The organism is Thioclava sp. ISO4 (assembly GCF_058105145.1).
This window is the reverse complement of sequence record NZ_CM176571.1, coordinates 3316959-3334506: the sequence shown is the minus strand read 5'-3', so window position 1 is coordinate 3334506 and position 17548 is coordinate 3316959. Positions and strand designations below refer to the sequence as shown.

Annotated in this window: 20 protein-coding genes and 1 riboswitch; of the genes, 10 read left to right on the top strand and 10 right to left on the bottom strand. The window is 65.5% G+C overall.

Features of this window, described 5'->3' with window-relative positions:
• Window positions 1-50 precede the first annotated feature (50 nt).
• Window positions 51-761, top strand: coding sequence for a hypothetical protein (locus AC2TZ7_RS16330; protein WP_489865019.1), 711 nt, complete (start codon window positions 51-53; stop codon window positions 759-761).
• Window positions 762-807: 46 nt separating this feature from the next.
• On the opposite strand, the gene AC2TZ7_RS16325 is transcribed toward AC2TZ7_RS16330, so the two are convergent.
• The gene (locus tag AC2TZ7_RS16325; RefSeq protein ID WP_489865018.1) at window positions 808-2409 is read right to left on the bottom strand and encodes a DUF4139 domain-containing protein; all 1602 of its coding nucleotides are present in this window, start codon (window positions 2407-2409) and stop codon (window positions 808-810) included.
• A 174-nt stretch (window positions 2410-2583) separates the two neighbouring features.
• Window positions 2584-2690, top strand: a riboswitch (TPP riboswitch).
• Between the two features lie 36 nt (window positions 2691-2726).
• Between AC2TZ7_RS16325 and thiB the strand changes: the two genes are divergently transcribed.
• From thiB to AC2TZ7_RS16310, 3 genes are read left to right on the top strand one after another with little or no spacing between them, the layout of a single operon-like run.
• Complete coding sequence (gene thiB / locus AC2TZ7_RS16320; RefSeq protein WP_489865017.1) at window positions 2727-3719, top strand: thiamine ABC transporter substrate binding subunit; 993 nt, start codon at window positions 2727-2729, stop codon at window positions 3717-3719.
• On the top strand, window positions 3695-5257 hold the full coding sequence (locus AC2TZ7_RS16315) for a thiamine/thiamine pyrophosphate ABC transporter permease ThiP (RefSeq protein WP_489865016.1): 1563 nt from the start codon (window positions 3695-3697) through the stop codon (window positions 5255-5257). Before thiB ends, AC2TZ7_RS16315 begins: the two co-directional genes overlap by 25 nt.
• Entirely contained in the window at window positions 5241-5936 is a 696-nt protein-coding gene (locus tag AC2TZ7_RS16310) for a thiamine ABC transporter ATP-binding protein (protein ID WP_489865015.1), read from the top strand. Before AC2TZ7_RS16315 ends, AC2TZ7_RS16310 begins: the two co-directional genes overlap by 17 nt.
• Window positions 5937-6061: 125 nt before the next feature.
• On the opposite strand, the gene AC2TZ7_RS16305 is transcribed toward AC2TZ7_RS16310, so the two are convergent.
• On the bottom strand, window positions 6062-7192 hold the full coding sequence (locus tag AC2TZ7_RS16305; RefSeq protein WP_152844837.1) for an S-(hydroxymethyl)glutathione dehydrogenase/class III alcohol dehydrogenase: 1131 nt from the start codon (window positions 7190-7192) through the stop codon (window positions 6062-6064).
• A gap of 73 nt (window positions 7193-7265) precedes the next feature.
• Here AC2TZ7_RS16305 and AC2TZ7_RS16300 point away from each other — a divergent pair, with 73 nt between their 5' ends.
• From AC2TZ7_RS16300 to AC2TZ7_RS16280, 5 genes are all read left to right on the top strand, one after another.
• Window positions 7266-7634, top strand: coding sequence for an I78 family peptidase inhibitor (locus tag AC2TZ7_RS16300; protein WP_098411560.1), 369 nt, complete (start codon window positions 7266-7268; stop codon window positions 7632-7634).
• A gap of 5 nt (window positions 7635-7639) precedes the next feature.
• Window positions 7640-7942 (top strand): I78 family peptidase inhibitor, encoded by a 303-nt coding sequence (locus tag AC2TZ7_RS16295; protein ID WP_489865014.1) that lies wholly within the window; start codon window positions 7640-7642, stop codon window positions 7940-7942.
• 285 nt (window positions 7943-8227) lie between these two features.
• Window positions 8228-8575, top strand: a complete 348-nt coding sequence (locus AC2TZ7_RS16290) for a DUF2794 domain-containing protein (protein WP_078547833.1) — start codon at window positions 8228-8230, stop codon at window positions 8573-8575.
• 119 nt (window positions 8576-8694) lie between these two features.
• A complete protein-coding gene (aroC, locus tag AC2TZ7_RS16285) occupies window positions 8695-9795 on the top strand; it encodes a chorismate synthase (RefSeq protein WP_489865013.1) in 1101 nt (366 codons plus the stop codon).
• A 227-nt stretch (window positions 9796-10022) separates the two neighbouring features.
• Window positions 10023-10643 (top strand): TetR/AcrR family transcriptional regulator, encoded by a 621-nt coding sequence (locus AC2TZ7_RS16280; RefSeq protein WP_489865012.1) that lies wholly within the window; start codon window positions 10023-10025, stop codon window positions 10641-10643.
• Here the strand turns inward: AC2TZ7_RS16280 and AC2TZ7_RS16275 are convergent, their stop codons facing one another.
• The 7 genes from AC2TZ7_RS16275 to AC2TZ7_RS16245 form a co-directional block, all read right to left on the bottom strand.
• A complete protein-coding gene (locus AC2TZ7_RS16275) occupies window positions 10644-11426 on the bottom strand; it encodes an NYN domain-containing protein (protein ID WP_489865011.1) in 783 nt (260 codons plus the stop codon).
• A 91-nt stretch (window positions 11427-11517) separates the two neighbouring features.
• Entirely contained in the window at window positions 11518-11865 is a 348-nt protein-coding gene (locus AC2TZ7_RS16270) for an antibiotic biosynthesis monooxygenase family protein (protein ID WP_489865010.1), read from the bottom strand.
• Window positions 11866-11942: 77 nt separating this feature from the next.
• Window positions 11943-12749, bottom strand: coding sequence for a cytochrome c1 (locus tag AC2TZ7_RS16265; protein WP_489865009.1), 807 nt, complete (start codon window positions 12747-12749; stop codon window positions 11943-11945).
• 20 nt (window positions 12750-12769) lie between these two features.
• Window positions 12770-14086, bottom strand: coding sequence for a cytochrome b (gene petB / locus AC2TZ7_RS16260; protein ID WP_489865008.1), 1317 nt, complete (start codon window positions 14084-14086; stop codon window positions 12770-12772).
• A gap of 12 nt (window positions 14087-14098) precedes the next feature.
• The gene (gene petA / locus AC2TZ7_RS16255) at window positions 14099-14659 is read right to left on the bottom strand and encodes a ubiquinol-cytochrome c reductase iron-sulfur subunit (protein ID WP_098411554.1); all 561 of its coding nucleotides are present in this window, start codon (window positions 14657-14659) and stop codon (window positions 14099-14101) included.
• Between the two features lie 380 nt (window positions 14660-15039).
• The gene (locus AC2TZ7_RS16250) at window positions 15040-15753 is read right to left on the bottom strand and encodes a response regulator (RefSeq protein ID WP_098411553.1); all 714 of its coding nucleotides are present in this window, start codon (window positions 15751-15753) and stop codon (window positions 15040-15042) included.
• Window positions 15753-16250: a MarR family winged helix-turn-helix transcriptional regulator gene (locus AC2TZ7_RS16245; protein WP_075775697.1), complete on the bottom strand. Its 498-nt coding sequence runs from the start codon at window positions 16248-16250 to the stop codon at window positions 15753-15755. The genes AC2TZ7_RS16250 and AC2TZ7_RS16245 overlap by 1 nt, the downstream gene beginning before the upstream one ends.
• 152 nt (window positions 16251-16402) lie before the next feature.
• On the opposite strand from AC2TZ7_RS16245, the gene AC2TZ7_RS16240 reads away from it, so the two are divergent.
• Window positions 16403-17272, top strand: a complete 870-nt coding sequence (locus AC2TZ7_RS16240; protein WP_078547823.1) for a branched-chain amino acid aminotransferase — start codon at window positions 16403-16405, stop codon at window positions 17270-17272.
• Between the two features lie 86 nt (window positions 17273-17358).
• Here AC2TZ7_RS16240 and AC2TZ7_RS16235 read toward each other — a convergent pair whose 3' ends face one another.
• A complete protein-coding gene (locus AC2TZ7_RS16235) occupies window positions 17359-17544 on the bottom strand; it encodes a hypothetical protein (protein ID WP_489865007.1) in 186 nt (61 codons plus the stop codon).
• Window positions 17545-17548: the final 4 nt, after the last annotated feature.

The following is a 17548-nucleotide window of genomic DNA, read 5'->3' as shown; positions in this document are numbered from 1 at the left end:
ATGCGCGAGGCTGGGGGGACCCCGCCAATGCGAACGAGCTTCGACCCGCCATGTCACAATCTGCATCCCGCTCCCATTCTCAGCACCGCCTTGTCTCTCTGCGCCTGCCGCTCGATCTGATCGAGCGCATCGCGGCGGAGGCGCGTGCGTTCGGTCTGCCCCCGGCAGAGCTGATCCGGCGCGTGTTGCAGGACGGTCTGGCGGAGGAGGCTGCGCCCGAAACATCCGGTGCGAAAGCGCCGCTGCCGGAAATGCACGCGGTGCAGGAGGCGCTGGATCAGGCGCGCGACTGGTTCGATCTGCAACATCAGCTGCGGGGGGAGGGCTTCGTTCTGCGGCTTGCAGGCGGCGGGGCCTTGGGGCTGCATGCATGGCCCACCAACCGCTTCCTGATGCTGCTCGACGAGATCGGGCCGAGCCTGACGGAGCTTGTGCTGCGGTTCGGCGCGCCGTTTCCGGGCGACGACGGCGGGCGCACCAAGATCGTAGGTGCAACAGCCGGGCAGGGCGCGACCGTGGCGGAGGGCGCGTCGGCACGGGCGGCTGCCGCCGAATATGCGGCAGCGCAGGCCGCGCAGGCGGCGGGGCCGCAAGCCGCGCCGGGGGAGAAGACGCCCGAGGCGACAGAGAAGACCGGCGGTGCAAAGGCGCAGCCTCCCGAGGTGCCGAAGGCCGAGCCGCCCGCGCGCGGGTTCCTGCGCCTGTCGCCGTCGCTGCTCGCGAAACTGCGGGCTGCGGCCGATCCGCGAAACGCGGCCTGATCACGCGGGCCTTCGCCGCGCGCGGGGCTGTTCGCGCAGCCTTGCCTTAGCGCAGGACCTGATCGGTGGGCCAGCTGAGCGTGGTCTCGGTGCGGATCGTCTTGGTCTCGCCCGCGCCCAGATCGAAGCGCCATGCGAGCACGCCGCGGCGATGGTCGTAATCGCTCTCGCTCGCGGGCGGGGTCGCCTTGGTCGTGATCTTCAGGTCCTCCTGTTCGGAATAGGGCACCCGGTCGATCACCCGCATCGGCCAGCCTTTGTCGGTGAGGTTCTTCACCTCGATCTCGACCACCTCGCGGCGCTCATTGGATTTCGAGATGAAGCCGCTATCGCCCTCCATCGTGTCGGGCACCCGGCGGTCCACGCGAATGCCTTCGATCGGCCCGAAGCCAAGCGTCAGATCGTCACCCGCCGCGACCATCGGCAGATGCGACTGGCCGACCAGCGCGCCATCGGCATAGAGGTTCGCGGGGCCGGGCAACAGGATCTCGCCGGTCGCGTTCTTGCCCTCGGCCACGCGATAGGCCTGCGGATCGGTCAGCGGCGCGGCCTCGGCGAAGACATCCATCGGCAGGGTCTTGGAATCGAGGCTCAGGCGCAGATCGTCCACTCCGTCGCGCAGGTCCACCGCGCTCGGGTAATGGTAGGTCACCGTCTCGCCCTGCATCTGCATCTCGGCGCGGTCGCTGATCGCGGCCTCCATCATCGGCTCGGGCGCAGCGCCAGACGCGGCGAGGGAGCGCTTCATCGGGACCGGCGTGGGCGGCGCGTCGGGATCACCGATCCGGGCCAGCCGCGGATAGACCTCGCCGGGCTCCGCCCGTCCGCCGGGACGTGCCGTCGAGAGGGTCAGATCGACGCCGCGCCAATCCTCGCCCGTGTCCTGATGGACCGAGACGAACCGCTCCATGTCCACCGCCCCCTTGTCGCGGTCGAGCCGCAGATCATAGGAGGGCTGCCAGCCCGCATTCTGGACGTAGGAAGTGATCGTCAGCGTGCCCGAACCCTGCACCTTGGCGCTCAGCACGTCACGATCCTGCGCCGGGTTCAGCAGCGCATCGAGCGCCGTCTGCGCCTGCTTCACCGCCTCTTTCGCGGGGTCGAGCGCGGCTTCCGCGCGACGCGCCTCGGCTTCAGCGGTAATCGCGCGCTCAGAGGCGGAGAGGATTTGATCCTCCACCATCTGCGCCAGTGCGCGCAGCTGTTCGGGTGCGGTAACCTGCGAGTCGGTGTTCTTGAGATAGGTGATCTGGTCGCGCGCGGCCTGCGCCTTGGCCCTGATCGTCGCCACCGAGTCCTGCTGTTCCGCCAGCGCTTCCTTCGCGGAGGCCAACCGATCCCGCGCGGATTTCACCGCCGCGCTCTCGCCATCGCCGACGGCGGGCGCGCGTCCGGAGATCAGGCTCACCGCGCCGATCTGCACACCGTCACCCGACACCCGCAGCGTCGAGATGTCGGTGCCTTCGGGAAAACCCGGCACCAGCAGGTCATGGCTGCCCTCGGGGGCGTCCAGCGTCACCTGCCGCACCACCTGCGCGCCGCGCGGGAATAGCGTCACGGCGGTGATCTTGCCCGGCGCCTCGATCGTGTCGGCCAAGGCGGGCAGGGCGGTCGCGGCCAGCAGGGCCGCCGTCAGGGTGATGCGCATCGGTTCCTCCCAAATCCGTACCAGATCGAGCCTGCGTCGCCCCGCGCGCAGTTGCAAGCCATTGAAATTCGGCGCGGCTCGCGACTGGCGGGAACTCGCCAGAGGGTCCGGGGCGCGGGGCAGGGACGCTGTGCCTGCTTGCCCTTGCGTCCGCAGCCGCGCGCGCTTACGTTGCGCCCTACCTCGGGGTGCCAGCGCAAGGCTGGCTGAGATGCGATCCACGCGAACCCGTTGAACCTGAACCGGTTAAGACCGGCGGAGGGAAGGTAGCCGGATCTCCCGGCCCCACTCCGTCCGGCAAGCCCAAGGAGTGAGGCATGAAAACCCACCTGATGCTTGCGGGAGCCCTGAGCCTGATCGCCACGATGGCGGCGGCCGAGGACAAGCCCGTACTCACCGTCTACGCGCCCGATTATTTCACGAGCGAATGGGGCCCCGGCCCCGCGATCGAGAAGGGGTTCGAGGCGAGTTGCGATTGCGATCTGAAATTCGTGGCGGGCGATGTGCTGCCGCGTATCCTGCTCGAAGGCGACAAGACCTCCGCCGATATCGCGATCGGTCTGAACACCGACGTGACCGCGAAGGCGCGCGCCACGGGCCTGTTCGCCCCGCATAACGAAGACACCTCCGATCTGACCATGCCGGTCAAATGGGACGATCCGATCTTCCTGCCCTTCGACTGGTCGGAGCTGGCTTTCGTCTATGACAAGACCAAGCTGAAGAACCCGCCCGCGAGCTTCCAGGACCTGCTCGATGCGCCCGACGACGCCTACAAGATCGTCATCGAGGATCCGCGCAGCTCGGTCGCGGGTCTGTCGCTGCTCTTGTGGGTGAAGGACATCTATGGCGACAAGGCCGAGGAGGCCTGGACGAAGATCGCGCCCAAGGTGCTGACCGTGACGCCGGGCTGGTCCGAGGCCTACGGCATGTTCACCGATGGCGAGGCGGATATGGTGCTCAGCTACGTCACCTCGCCCGCCTACCACATCATGGCGGAGAAGGATGACAGCAAAGTCGCGGCGATCTTCCCCGAGGGGCACTACTTCACCCCCGAGCTGGTCGCGCAGCTCAAGACCTCGAAGCACCCGGAACTGGCGCAGAAATTCCTCGATTACGTGCTCAGCCCCGATTTTCAGGGCATGATCGCGACGGCGAATTGGTCCTTCCCGGCGAAGCTGCCCCACGATCAGCTGCCTGAGGTGTTCCAGAACCTGCCGATGCCCGACAAGACGCTCTATCTGGGTGAGGCCGAGGCCGAGAAACTGCGCGGTCCGGCGCTGGACGAATGGCAACGCGCCTTCTCCAAATAAGACGCGCGCCCCTCTGGGCGGTGCTGGCGGGTGCGGCTTTGACCGCGCTCGTCCTTGGCACATTGGCTGCGGTGACGCTGCGAGCGGGCGGGCTGACGGGACTGCGCGAGACCGACCTCGCCGCGATCCGCTTCACGCTTTGGCAGGCGGCGGCCTCGGCGCTGATCTCCTGCGCGCTGGCGATCCCCGTCGCGCGGGCGCTGCACCGGCGCCGCTTTGCGGGGCAGGGGCTGCTGATCTCGCTGCTGGGGGCACCGTTCATCCTGCCGGTGATCGTCGCCGTTTTCGGGCTGATCGCGGTGTTCGGGCGGCGCGGGTTGTTCAATGCGGCACTCGCGCCCTTCGGCATCGATCCGATCTCGATCTATGGCGCGCAGGGCGTCATCATCGCCCATGTCTTCTTCAACCTGCCGCTGGCCACGCGGATGATCCTGCACGGCTGGGAGGCGATCCCGGCCGAGCGGTTCCGCCTTGCGGCCACGCTGGGCTTCGGCCCGGCCGAGGTCACCCGCCACCTCGAACGCCCGATGCTGCGCAGCGTCCTGCCCGGCGCGTTTCTCGCGATCTTCCTCGTCTGCCTGACCTCCTTTGCGGTCGCGCTGACCCTGGGCGGCGGCCCGCGCGCGACTACGGTGGAGCTGGCGATTTACCAAGCCTTCCGCTTCGATTTCGACATGGGCCGCGCGGCGAGCCTTGCGCTGGTGCAGGTCGCGATCTCGGTCGCGGCGCTGCTGATCGCGGCGCGCGCCACCCTCCCGTCGAGCTTCGGCGCGGGTCATGACCGCCGCGCCACGCCGATCCCGCAGTTGTCCGGGGGGGCAGAGCGTGTGGCCTTCGATACGCTCGCGATCCTTCTGGCGGCCGTCTTCCTGCTGCTCCCCATCGGCGCGGTCTTCGCCCGTGGGCTGCCTGCGCTGGCCGAACTGCCCGAGATGATCTGGCCTGCCACGCTGACCTCGCTGGTGATCGCGCTGGCCTCGACGGTGATCACTCTTGCCATCGCCCTGCCGCTCGCGCTGGTGGCCACGCGGCAACGCTGGGCGGAGATCGCGGCGATGCTACCGATGACCGCGTCGAGCCTCGTGATGGGCACCGGCGCTTTCCTGATCGCGCGGCCCTTCGTGAACCCCACGAGCCTCGCCCTGCCGATGGTGCTGCTGACCAATGCCGCGCTGTCGGTACCTTTTGCGACTCGCATCCTGATGCCCGAAATCCGCACGCTGCAGGCCGATTACGACCGGCTCGCCGCCTCGCTCGGGCTGCGCGGCTTTGCGCGGCTGCGCCTGCTGACGGTCCCGCGCCTTGCCCGGCCGCTGGGCTTCTCGGCGGGGCTGGCTGCGGCCTTCTCGATGGGCGATCTGGGCGTCATCACGCTGTTCTCGGACGGGCAGACCCGCACCCTGCCGCTGGCGCTGTTCCAGCTCATGGGCTCTTATCGCATGGATCAGGCGGCGGGCGCTGCGAGCCTGCTCCTGATCCTCACCTTCGCGCTTTTCTGGGCGCTCGACCGCGCGGGGCATTATGCTGACCCTCGATAGACTGACCCTCACACAGGGCGATTTCCGCCTCGAGGCCGATCTGAAGATCCCTGCCGGTGCGCGCGTCGCGCTGATCGGCCCGTCCGGGGCGGGCAAGTCGACGCTGCTCGCGGCCATCGCGGGGTTCTTGTCGCCCGCAAGGGGCCGCATCCTTTGGCAGGGCGAGGACATCACCGCGACGCCGCCGGGGGAGCGCCCGCTCTCGATCCTGTTTCAGGACCAGAACCTTTTCCCGCATCTGCGGCTCGAGACCAATCTCGCGCTCGGCCTGAACCCGAAGGGCAAGATCGACGCCACCGACCGCGCCCGGATCGAGACGGCGCTGGCGCGGGTGGGCCTTGAGGGGATGGAGCGGCGCAAGCCCGGCGCGCTGTCGGGCGGGCAGCAAAGCCGCGCGGGGCTCGCGCGGACGCTGCTCCGTGGCCGTCCGATCCTGCTGCTCGACGAGCCCTTCGCGGCGCTGGGGCCCGCGCTGAAATCCGAGATGCTGGCGCTGGTGGCCGAGATCGCCCGCGAGCAGGGCACGACGGTACTGATGGTCAGCCACGATCCCGAGGATGCCCGCGCGCTTTGCCCGCAGACGGTTCTGGTGGCCGAGGGCCGCGCCCATGCGCCGCAAGAGACCGGACCGCTTCTCGACGATCCGCCGCCTGCGCTGCGGGACTATCTGGGAGAGTAGGGGCTCTGCCCCTCTTCGCTGGCGCGAATTCACCCGGGGATATTTGAACAAGCCCGAAACGGTCTGCGCTTCGGGCTTGCTGGAAATATCCCGGGGGTCCGGGGGCAGCGCCCCCGGCCTTGGGGTCAGTAGATCACGACCGAGCGGATCGACTCGCCCGCATGCATCAGATCAAACGCCTTGTTGATATCTTCGAGCGGCATCGTGTGGGTGATCATCGAGTCGATCTCGATCTTGTCGTTCATGTACCACTCGACGAATTTCGGCACATCGGTCCGACCCTTGGCGCCGCCGAACGCGGTGCCTTTCCAGGTCCGGCCCGTGACCAGCTGGAACGGGCGGGTGCCAATCTCGGCCCCCGCGGGTGCGACGCCGATGATTACCGACACGCCCCAGCCGCGATGCGAGCATTCCAGCGCGTCGCGCATCACCTGCACGTTGCCCGTGGCGTCGAAGGAATAGTCCACGCCGCCGATCTGGTCACGCTCGGTCTTGGTCAGGTTGACGATCTGCTGCACGACCGGAACGTCCGATTTCGACGGATTCACGAAATGGGTCATGCCGAACTTGCGCGCCATTTCCTCTTTCGAGTCGTTCAGGTCCACGCCGATGATCATGTCAGCACCCGCCATGCGCAGGCCCTGAATCACGTTCAGACCGATGCCGCCGAGACCGAACACGGCGGCGGTCGAGCCGATCTCGACCCCTGCGGTGTTGATCACAGCGCCGATGCCGGTGGTGACGCCGCAGCCGATATAGCAGATCTTCTCGAACGGTGCGTCGTCGCGCACCTTGGCGAGCGCGATCTCGGGCATCACCGTGTGGTTCGCGAAGGTCGAGCAGCCCATGTAGTGATAGATCGGCGTGCCATCGAGCATCTTGAAGCGCGTGGTACCGTCCGGCATCAGGCCCTGACCTTGGGTGTTGCGGATTGCGGTGCAGAGGTTCGTCTTGCCCGAGAGGCAGGACGGACATTCGCGGCATTCCGGCGTATAGAGCGGGATCACGTGATCGCCCGGCTTCAGCGTGGTGACGCCTTCACCGACCTCGAGCACGATGCCCGCGCCCTCATGCCCGAGGATCGTCGGGAAGATGCCCTCGGGGTCAGCACCCGAGCGGGTGAATTCGTCGGTGTGGCAGATGCCGGTGGCCTTGATCTCGACGAGCACTTCGCCCGCTTTCGGGCCTTCCAGCTCCACTTCCATGATTTCGAGCGGTTTTCCCGCCTCGAGCGCGACTGCGGCACGGGTTCTCATGGGCGCATACTCCTTGTATAAATTCCGCAATAGCCTGCGTTATCGGCGCGGCCAATGCAATGAAGGGTGCGACATGTTGAAACGATTTTTCGTCATGGGTTCGATGCTGGCGCTTGCGGCCTGCGATCCCGCGGGTCCGATGAGCGAGACCCCCTCGGATAGCGCCGCTCCCGCGCCTCAGGCCGAAGCGCCCGCGCCCTATGTCACCCCGCCTGTCACCCTCACCAAAGGCGGCCTGCAGGAGCGTGAGCCCGACACTTGCGGCGCGGTGAACTACACCTCGGTCCTCGGCCAGCCGGCGGCACAGATTCAGACGCTGGGGATCACTAAACCCTATCGCATCGTGGAATGGCGCGGCGTCGAGGATCAGGTCTACAACCCGCAGCGCGTCGTGTTCCGGCTCGACTCGCGCGGGAATGTCTACAACATCGATTGCGGGTGAGCCTGATGGAACGGAGCAGGGCGCGGATCGGTCTGATCGTCACACTTGGGGTCGCAGCCTTCGGGGTCGCGGCCTGCCAGCCGCACCGCATGCCGCCGCGGTCGGGGCCGCCCGCGGTTGGCGTCTGCCCGCCGCCCGGACTTGCGGCGCTCGTGGGGCGGCCTGAAACGGTGCTGGCGGGGCTCACCCTGGCGCGGCCCCATCGCATCATTCATCCGGGCGATGCGGTGACGATGGATTACGCCCCGGGGCGGGTGAATTTCGAGATCGACGAGAACGGAACGATCACGGCGGTGCGCTGCTACTAGGGCAGAGCGTGCGGCGGATCGGAAAATGAAAAGCCCCGTGTCTGACCAGGACACGAGGCTTTTCTGCAGGAGGGAAAAGCGCCCGACGATACGAACTGGGTGGGGGCTGTTTACCGCACCGTCGGGCTTTTAGCGTTTTCCGCTGATTTGAGGGTGTCGCTGAATCCCGGCAGGAAGGCGCAGGAAATCAGGCATTTTCTAGGTCATATTCCGGCGCGGCAAAGGCGTGTGCAACCTTAGCGCGGGTGGGCTTGATTTGCGCCACGCGCGATGTACCCTTTGTAAATGACGGTTCAAACGCCTTCCCCCCATCCGAACCCTTCCGGCGTGCCGGAGCAGATCGCTTTCGATCGCTCCGAGCTTGGCGTGATCCTGTCGCTTTACGGGCGCGCGGTCGCGGCGGGGGAGTGGCGTGATTACGGGATGAGTTTTCTGCGCGATGTTGCGGTCTTCTCGATCTTTCGCCGCGCCGCTGAAGTGCCGATCTACCGGATCGAGAAACGGCCCGCGCTGCGCTCGAAACAGGGGCAATATGCGGTGATCGGGCAGCAGGGCCAGGTGCTGCGGCGCGGTCACGATCTGCGCCAGGTGCTGCGGGTGCTCGAGCGCAAGCTGATCCGCGCGGTGGAGTGAGCGCGTCCCGCGCGCAACCAAGGTCTTTCTAAGCTGCCGCGCGCAATGCCATGCGCGTTGCCTCGAAGCCCCTGACTTGCTAAGCCAGCGCCGAAGGAAACCTGCGAGGCGCGCGTCCCATGTCGTTCAACACTTTCGGTCATCAGTTCCGCGTCACCACCTGGGGCGAAAGCCACGGGCCTGCGCTTGGCGCGACGGTGGACGGCTGCCCGCCCGGCATCGAGATCGACGAGGCGTTCATCCAGCAATTCCTCGACCGTCGCCGTCCGGGCCAGTCGAAGGAAACGACCCAGCGCAAGGAGCCCGACGCGGTGCGCATCCTGTCGGGTGTGTTCGAGGGCCGCACGACCGGCACGACGATCCAGCTGATGATCGAGAATACCGATCAGCGCTCGAAGGATTACGGCGAGATCGCGCGGCAGTTCCGCCCCGGTCATGCCGATATCACCTATCATCAGAAATACGGTGTCCGCGATTATCGCGGCGGCGGGCGTTCCAGCGCGCGCGAGACGGCGGCGCGTGTGGCCGCCGGGGGCGTGGCGCAGGCGGCGCTGCGCCAGTTGGTCCCCGATCTGCAGATCTACGGCTACATGGTGCAGATGGGCGCGAAACATCTGGATCGCGCGAAGTTCGACCGCGATGCGATCCTGCAAAACCCGTTCTTCCTGCCCGACGGCGAGGCTGCGGATGAATGGGCCGATTATCTCGCCGCGATCCGCAAGGGGCAGAATTCGGTGGGGGCCGCGATCGAGGTGGTGGCCGAGGGCTGCCCGGCAGGTCTGGGCGCGCCGATCTACGCCAAGATGGATACCGAGCTGGCCGCCGCGATGATGTCGATCAACGCCGTGAAAGGCGTCGAGATTGGCGAGGGCATGGCTGCTGCGGCCCTGACAGGCGTCGAGAATGCCGACGAGATGGTGATGGGCCCCGAGGGCGTCGAATATCTGTCGAACCACGCAGGCGGCATCCTTGGCGGGATCACCACCGGCCAGCCGATCACGGTGCGCTTTGCGGTGAAACCGACCTCGTCGATCTTGACGCCGCGCCGGTCGGTCAATGTCGCGGGCGAAGAGGTTGAGGTGATCACCAAGGGCCGCCACGATCCTTGCGTCGGCATCCGCGCGGTGCCGGTGGCCGAGGCGATGATGGCCTGCGTGATCCTCGATCAGTTCCTGATGGATCGGGCGCAGACCGGCGGTGTGCGCGGCGCGATCGGCTGAAGGGGGCGCTGCCCCCGTCGCCGGAGGGCGACATACTCAAGGGAAGAGGGGGCTCTGCCCCCGCTCCTGCGGAGCCCCCCGGGATATTTTGGCCAAGCCGAAGCTAGGCCGCGGTCTGCCGGTTCGCCGGTGCATTGCGCTATGACGTGACGTGCGCGACCTTGCGGGATGTGAACCGCCCGGTTTATTCTGCGGGCCCGGGTCGGTTGCCCGGGACCGGAGGGCAGATGTCACAGGCAGATCAGATCAATCGCGGGCGCAAGTTCGATCAGGTGCTCGAAGGGGCGCGGACGATCTTTCTGCGCGACGGGTTCGACGGGGCCTCGGTCGATGACATCGCCAAGGAAGCGGGCGTGTCGAAAGCCACGCTTTACAGCTATTTCCCCGACAAGCGGCTGATGTTCGTCGAGGTCGTGCGCTCGCAGCTCAAGGAGCAGACCGACAGCGCGGTCGCCACGATCGATTTCAGCGCCGCCCCCGAGGTAGTGCTGTCGCTTGCCGCCGCGCAGATCGTCGACTCGATGAACTGCAAACTCAACCAGGGGCTCTATCGGCTCTGCGTCGCCGAATCCGAGCGGTTTCCCGAACTGGGCCGCGCCTTCTACGCGGCGGGGCCGGAACTGGTGCATGAGTTGCTGATGGAGTACCTGCGCTGTGCCGGGGACCGGGGCGAGCTGGTGATCGACGATATCGATCTTGCGGCCTACCTCTTCATCGAGCTGTGCAAATCGGAACTGCACCCCAAGCTTCTGTTCGGGATTTGCGACAGCTTCACCGGCGAGCAGAAAGAGCGCGTGATCCGGGGCGCGGTCGCGATGTTCCTTGCACGCTACGCGGCGAAGGCCTGATCAGGCCAGATCGCGCACCATCCACTGATTGCCTTCACCGCGCTGCAACTGGAAGCGGCCGGTCTTGATCAGCAGATCCGACAGCTTCGCGCTGCCATAGGTGCGGGTGTCGAAATCCGGGTTGGCCTGCGTGATGAACTGGCCGAGCTGGCCCAGCGAATACCACTCCTCTTCCAGACCGATCGCTTTCATCGCGTTGACGATGATCGGGATCGCGGCTTTGGGTTCCTGCTTGCCGCCCGAAGTTTTCGGGGCGCTGGTGCCGGTCTTGCCTGAGGTGGGCTTGGCGGCGGTGTCGGTGGTGCTGTCGCCATTGCCGAGGTTCTCGACATAGATGAAGCGTTTGCAGGCCTTGCGGAAGGCTTCGGGGGTCTTCTGTTCGCCGATGCCGTAGACATCCAGCCCCTGCTCGCGGATGCGGGCGGCGAGGCGGGTGAAGTCGCTGTCCGAGGAGACCAGCACGAAGCCGTCGAACAGGTCCGAATGCAGGAAATCCATCGCCGCAATGACGAGCCCGATATCGGAGGCGTTCTTGCCCTTCGTGTTGGCGAATTGCTGATCCGCGACGAGGCCCAGTTCGGCCACGCGCTTGGCCCAGCCCGCGAGGCGCTGCGCCGACCAGTCGCCGTAGATCCGGCGCACCGAGGCTTCGCCCAGCGAGGCGATCTCTTCGAAGATCGCTTCGGCATATCCGGCAGGGACGTTATCGGCGTCGATCAGCACGCACAGGCGCGGGGCGCGGGAGGCGGGGCTGATATGGGGCAGGTCGGAAATGTCGGGCATTGTTACTCCTGTTGTCCCTTCCCAGATAGCCCGCTTGTCCGCGACATCCAAGAGCGCGGACGCTTTGCGCCGCGTCAGCGGAGGGAGAATTTCAGCGCCCCTCGGGGCCGTCATACTGGCGTTCGACCTTGGCGACACGCAGGGCGTAATGGCGATACCAGCGATCCTTGCCGAGTTGCTGCGCGAGCTGGTGCTTCGCCACCGTCTTCCACGCGATCAGAGCCGCCTCGTCGGCCCAGTAGCTGACGGTGAGGCCGAAGCCTGTTCCATCGCGTGCGCTTTCCATTCCGATATAGCCGGGCTGCTGAGCGGCTAGCGCGGCCATCTGTTCGGCCATCGCGCCATAGCCCTCATCGCTCGCGCCGGGCAGAGAGGCGAAGATCACCGCGTAATAGGGCGGGTCGGGCAGGGGCGCGAAGCCGGGGGGCGGGGTGGACATCGGGCAGCTCCAGAGAACGGAAAACGCCCCCTCGCGGGCGAGGGGGCGTTCATCAGTCTAGCAGGTCGAGCCCGGGCTTACAGGTCGAACTTCTTGCCCTTATGCGGCGCCCAGAGCTTCTTGTTGGTCAGGTAGAGCAGCGTGCTCAGCACCGCCAGCATCAGCACCGCGACGAAGCCCCAGCGCTTGCGCGATTCCAGCTTCGGCTCGGCCGTCCACATCAGGAAGGCGGACACGTCCTGAGCCATCTGTTCGACGGTGGCGGGCGTGCCGTCCTCATATTCGATGAGGTCTTCCGAGAGCGGCGGAGGCATGGCGATCCAACCACCCGGGAAGGTGTGGTTGCCGTAGAAATACGAGCCCGCCTCTTCCTTCTCTTCGCCGGTGTAACCGGTCAGGACCGAGTAGATATACTCGGGGCCGCCGATGCCGCGGAAGAACTGGTTGATGCCGAGACCGTAGGGACCGTGGAAGCCCGCACGCGCTTTCGCCATCAGCGACAGGTCCGGACCCATGCCCATGCCCGAGACGACCGGGAAGTGGTCGGTCTCTTTGCCGTCGCGCTCTTCGCCGGTTTCCTTGTCCATCACGGTGAACTCGGCGGCATAGGCGCGCACCCAGGCCGGGTCCATCATCGGGCCGCCCTGATCAGCGAGCGTGCGGAAGGCGACATAGCGCAGGCCGTGGCAGGCCGAGCAGACCTCCCGGTAGACCTGGAAGCCGCGGCGCAGCTGCTGTTGGTCGAAGGTCCCGAAGGGGCCCTCGAAGGAGAAGTCGATATCCTCGACATGGCTTTCGCCGCTTTCGGCCGCCATCGCCGGGGAGGTCAGGGCGCTTGCCCCGATCACCAGCGCCGACAGGGCAGAGATCAGAAGATGTTTCATTTGGTGTCCCTCTTCCTTACTCATTCAGCCGATTTGATGTCGTAGTGGTGGTTGAAGTCTTCCTCGATCGTCGCCGGCAGCGGTTGCGGCTTCTCGATCAGGCCAAGCAGCGGCAGGATCACGAGGAAATAGACGAACCAGTAGGTCGCGCCGATCAGCGAGATGTAGGGGTAAATCCCGTCGGTCGGCATCGCGCCCACCCACATCAGCACCATGAAGTCGATCGCCAGCAGCCAGAACCACCATTTGAACATCGGGCGGTAGGCGCCCGAGCGTACTTTCGAGGTGTCGAGCCACGGGGCCAGCGCCATCACGAGGATCGCGCCGAACATCGCGAGCACGCCGAAGAACTTCGCGTCGACGATGCCGAAGGTGATCCAGTTGACGAACATCACGGCCCAGACGTCCGAGGTGAAGGCGCGCAGGATCGCGTAGAAGGGCAGGAAGTACCATTCCGGCACGATGTGTGCGGGCGTCGCCAGCGGGTTCGCCTCGATGTAGTTGTCGGGGTGGCCGAGATAGTTCGGCATGAAGCCCACGACCGCTGCGAAGACCAGCAGGATCACGGCGAGCGCGAAGAGGTCCTTGATCACGAAATAGGGCCAGAAGGGCAGGGTGTCCTTCTCGGCTTCCGCTTTCGAGCCGGTGCGGACCGGAACGCCCGTCGGGTTGTTGTTGCCCGTGGTGTGGAAGGCCCAGATATGCACGATCACCAGCGCCGCGATCACGAAGGGCAGCAGGTAGTGCAGCGAGAAGAAGCGGTTCAGCGTCGCGTTGTCCACCGCCGGGCCGCCGAGCAGCCAAGCCTGGATCGACTCGCCGATGCCCGGGATTGCGCCGAACAGGCCGGTGATCACGGTCGCGCCCCAGAAGGACATCTGACCCCAGGGCAGAACGTAGCCCATGAACGCCGTGCCCATCATGCACAGGTAGATGATCATGCCGATGATCCAGGTGATCTCGCGGGGCGCCTTGTAGGAGCCGTAATAGAGGCCGCGGAAGATGTGGATATAGACGGCGAGGAAGAACAGCGAGGCGCCGTTCGCGTGAATGTAGCGCAGCATGTAGCCGCCATTCACGTCGCGCATGATGTGCTCGACCGAGGCGAAGGCCAGATCGACATGCGGGGTGTAATGCATCACCAGAACGATGCCGGTGACGATCTGCAGCACGAGGCAGAAGGCCAGCACGATGCCCCAGATCCACCACCAGTTCAGGTTCTTGGGGGTGGGGATCATGATCGTGTCGTAGATCAGCCCGATGATCGGAAGACGCTTATGCGTCCATTTCTCGAAGCCCGTCTTGGGCTCGTAATGGTCGTGGGGAATGCCCGACATTTAAATGCCTCCTCAGCCCAGCTTGATGGTGGTTTCATCGGTGAACTGGGCCACCGGGATATCGAGATTGCGCGGTGCGGGGCCTTTGCGGATCCGGCCGGCGGTGTCGTAATGCGACCCGTGGCAGGGGCAGAACCAGCCATGGTAGTCCCCGGAGCCGTTGCCGATCGGCACGCAGCCCAAATGGGTGCACACGCCGATCATCACCAGCCACTCGCCCGCCTCGTCGAGCGTGCGGTTCTCGTCGGTCGCTTCGGCGCCCGGCTTGTTCGCGTTCTCGGCGGAGGTGTCGACCAGATCGGCGAGCGGCACTTCACGCCCCAGTTCGATCTCTTCCTCGGTGCGGCGGCGGATGAAGACCGGCTTGCCGCGCCATTTCACCGTGAGCTGCGTGCCGGTCTCGACGCCCGAGATGTCGACATAGATCGACGAGAGCGCCTTGACGTCGGCCGAGGCATTCATCTGGTTCACCAGCGGCCAGACGGCTGCGCCGGTCACCACCGCGCCAGTGCCGGCGGTGGCGTAATAGAGGAAATCCCTCCGGGTGCCTGCGTTATTATCTGCGTGGGACACGTTGTCTCTCCTTCCCGGGCCCGCGAGGGGGCCGATAGTGACGTGCCGGGGCACGTCGCGAGGTGCCGCCAAACATGGCCGCTCTCATACCAATCACGAATTTGTCAGTCCAGAACACATTCGCCTGATTTTGCCCCGCGGGACAGTAAATTGTCGCTCTTGCAACAGATCACGCAGGGTCAATGGCCATACGCGCCGGGGAAGGCACCCTCGCGCGACAAGTTCGACGCGCAACTGCCGCTCCCGATTGGGGAAAAGCGATTCGTGGCCTTTAAAACATATAACAAATTCGCATTTTTGAAGATGATCACTCTGCATCTGGCTCGGACCGTTGGCCGAGCGGAGGGCGGGCAAGCTGGAATACGCCGCCGCCATGTCGCTCAGTCGGGCGCGAGCAGGTAGCCCAGACCGCGCACCGTCTGCAGGTAGCGCGGCTCGCGGGGGTCGCGCTCGATCTTTCGGCGCAGGCGCGTGATCTGGACGTCGACCGCCCGATCACCGCCGCCTTCCTCGCCGCTGCCGCGCTCGCGGCCCAGCTCCTCGATCAGTTCCGTGCGGCTGACCACGTCGCCCGCATGAGTCGCGAAGATGCGCATCAGCTGAACCTCGGTCGCGGTCAGCTTCACCAGCGCATCGCCATCCCACAGCTCGCCCCGCTCCTGATCGTATTTCAGCGGCCCCAGCGAGAGGTATTTCGGACCGCTCTCGGTCTCCTGCGGCACCCGGCGCAGGATCGCGTTGATCCGCAGCAGCAGCTCCTTCGGCTCGAACGGTTTCGCGAGATAGTCGTCTGCGCCCGCCTCCAGACCCTCGATCCGTTCGCGCGTCTCGCCGCGCGCCGTCAGCAGCAGGATCGGCGTCGCGATCGATCTGGCGCGCAGATCGCGGGTCAGCGACAGCCCGTCCTCGCCCGGCATCATCACATCCATCACGATCAGGCTGAATTCCAGCCCCGACAGCAGCGCGCGCGCATGGCCCGCGTCGCGCGCGGCGGTGACGAGAAAGCCGTGGCGCTGCAGAAAGCTCTTCAGCAGCGTCCGGATGCGCTCGTCATCGTCGACGATAAGGAGATGAGGGTCGGCCGAGTAGGGCATCAGTCGTCTTTCATCATTTGATAGAGCTTGTGCAAGTCGGGGCCCATCATAGCCTCCAGCACCTGCCGGAAGCCCGCCACCGCCTGCGGCCCCGCCGCGCGATAGGCAGAGCGCATCCGGCCGCGCTGCGCTTCCGACAGCGCGCGTTCCAGCGTTTCCCCTTCAGCGGTCAGATGCAAGCGCCGCTCGCGCTTGTCGCGGGTGCCGACGCGGCTTTCCACCAACCCGTCCTCGATCAGCGTGCGCAGCACCCGGTTGAGCGACTGCTTGGTCACGCCCAGAACCGCGAGCAGCGTCGTCACCGTCAGCCCCGGCTGGCGGTTGATGAAATGCAGCGCGCGGTGATGCGCGCGCCCGTAGCCGTATTCTTCGAGCAAACGGTCAGGATCGGCGGTAAAGGCGCGATAGGCGAAGAACATCGCCTCGATGCCTTTGCGCAATTGCTCGTCCGTCAGGAAAAGAAGTGTCTCGCCCCCGGGGCTTCCGCTATCTGCCATATCGTCCCTCTCTTTTGCGTGACTTTATGTCAGCCTTGTTGACTATCCAAGACTCAACTGCTACCGCAGAACAGTTTTAGCGCAACAAAGTGTCCACTTCGGACGTAAGTTGCGCAATATTCGTAAAATGGCGTGACTGCAAGGAGAGTAAGATGTCGGGCTCGTATGACGATCGTGACGGCAAGATCTGGATGGATGGACAGCTTGTGGAGTGGCGCGACGCCAATGTCCACATCCTGACTCACGCGCTGCATTACGCGTCCTCCGTCTTCGAAGGCGAGCGTTGTTACAACGGCAAGATTTTCAAAGGCGAAGAGCATTCCGCCCGCCTGCGCAAATCGGCGCAACTGCTCGACATGGAAATCCCCTATTCGGTCGAAGAGATCGAAAAGGCCAAATACGACATGCTCAAGGCCAATGGCTGGACCGACGCCTATGTGCGCGCGGTGGCCTGGCGTGGCGCGGGCGAGGATATGGGCGTCTCGGCGCGCAAGAATCCCGTGCGTCTCGCCGTCGCTGGCTGGGAATGGGGCAATTACTACGGCGATGCGAAGATGCAGGGCGCCAAGCTCGACATCGCGAAATGGCGTCGCCCCGATCCGCGCACGATCCCGGCTGAAGCGAAGGCCGCCGGTCTCTACATGATCTGCACCATGTCCAAGCACGCCGCCGAAGATCGCGGCTATTCGGATGCGCTGTTCATGGATTGGCGCGGCTACGTGGCCGAGGCGACCGGTGCGAACATCTTCTTCGTGAAGGACGGTGAGGTTCACACGCCCAAGGCCGACGTGTTCCTCAACGGGATCACCCGTCAGACCGTGATCGGCCTGCTGAAAGAAAAGGGCATCACCGTCCACGAGCGCCTGATCGAGCCGACCGAACTGGCCGAGTTCGAGCAGTGCTGGCTCACCGGCACCGCCGCCGAAGTGACGCCCGTCAGCCAGATCCGCGACTTCAACTTCGAGGTCGGCGCGCTGACCCGCGACATCGCCGAGACCTACGAGAAACTCGTGCGCGCCTGATCCGCGCTTCAGCCGAGAAAACAGAAGGGCGTGCCCCCCGGCACGCCCTTTCGCGTTTTCATAGCGCTCAAGCGTAAGTCAGATGGTCAGGTGGCTTCGGCCCGCTCGATCCGCAGGAACTGTTTCATCCGCGCGCCGTGGTCGGGCCGCCCGCGTTTGCTGAGCTCCTTGATCACCGGGTGGATGCCTTCGCGCCGTTGCAATTCGAGAAACCGCTTCACGCGCGGTCCTTCTGCCTTGAGTACGGCGCGGTCGATGATGTGACGGGACATATCT

Excerpts from the sequence above, each read along its gene's own strand:
- AC2TZ7_RS16330 (WP_489865019.1), top strand. The coding sequence starts at position 51 with ATGTCACAATCTGCATCCCGCTCCCATTCTCAGCACCGCCTTGTCTCT.
- AC2TZ7_RS16325 (WP_489865018.1), bottom strand. The coding sequence starts at position 2,409 with ATGCGCATCACCCTGACGGCGGCCCTGCTGGCCGCGACCGCCCTGCCC.
- thiB (WP_489865017.1), top strand. The coding sequence starts at position 2,727 with ATGAAAACCCACCTGATGCTTGCGGGAGCCCTGAGCCTGATCGCCACG.
- AC2TZ7_RS16315 (WP_489865016.1), top strand. The coding sequence starts at position 3,695 with ATGGCAACGCGCCTTCTCCAAATAAGACGCGCGCCCCTCTGGGCGGTG.
- AC2TZ7_RS16310 (WP_489865015.1), top strand. The coding sequence starts at position 5,241 with ATGCTGACCCTCGATAGACTGACCCTCACACAGGGCGATTTCCGCCTC.
- AC2TZ7_RS16305 (WP_152844837.1), bottom strand. The coding sequence starts at position 7,192 with ATGAGAACCCGTGCCGCAGTCGCGCTCGAGGCGGGAAAACCGCTCGAA.
- AC2TZ7_RS16300 (WP_098411560.1), top strand. The coding sequence starts at position 7,266 with ATGTTGAAACGATTTTTCGTCATGGGTTCGATGCTGGCGCTTGCGGCC.
- AC2TZ7_RS16295 (WP_489865014.1), top strand. The coding sequence starts at position 7,640 with ATGGAACGGAGCAGGGCGCGGATCGGTCTGATCGTCACACTTGGGGTC.
- AC2TZ7_RS16290 (WP_078547833.1), top strand. The coding sequence starts at position 8,228 with ATGACGGTTCAAACGCCTTCCCCCCATCCGAACCCTTCCGGCGTGCCG.
- aroC (WP_489865013.1), top strand. The coding sequence starts at position 8,695 with ATGTCGTTCAACACTTTCGGTCATCAGTTCCGCGTCACCACCTGGGGC.
- AC2TZ7_RS16280 (WP_489865012.1), top strand. The coding sequence starts at position 10,023 with ATGTCACAGGCAGATCAGATCAATCGCGGGCGCAAGTTCGATCAGGTG.
- AC2TZ7_RS16275 (WP_489865011.1), bottom strand. The coding sequence starts at position 11,426 with ATGCCCGACATTTCCGACCTGCCCCATATCAGCCCCGCCTCCCGCGCC.
- AC2TZ7_RS16270 (WP_489865010.1), bottom strand. The coding sequence starts at position 11,865 with ATGTCCACCCCGCCCCCCGGCTTCGCGCCCCTGCCCGACCCGCCCTAT.
- AC2TZ7_RS16265 (WP_489865009.1), bottom strand. The coding sequence starts at position 12,749 with ATGAAACATCTTCTGATCTCTGCCCTGTCGGCGCTGGTGATCGGGGCA.
- petB (WP_489865008.1), bottom strand. The coding sequence starts at position 14,086 with ATGTCGGGCATTCCCCACGACCATTACGAGCCCAAGACGGGCTTCGAG.
- AC2TZ7_RS16250 (WP_098411553.1), bottom strand. The coding sequence starts at position 15,753 with ATGCCCTACTCGGCCGACCCTCATCTCCTTATCGTCGACGATGACGAG.
- AC2TZ7_RS16245 (WP_075775697.1), bottom strand. The coding sequence starts at position 16,250 with ATGGCAGATAGCGGAAGCCCCGGGGGCGAGACACTTCTTTTCCTGACG.
- AC2TZ7_RS16240 (WP_078547823.1), top strand. The coding sequence starts at position 16,403 with ATGTCGGGCTCGTATGACGATCGTGACGGCAAGATCTGGATGGATGGA.
- AC2TZ7_RS16235 (WP_489865007.1), bottom strand. The coding sequence starts at position 17,544 with ATGTCCCGTCACATCATCGACCGCGCCGTACTCAAGGCAGAAGGACCG.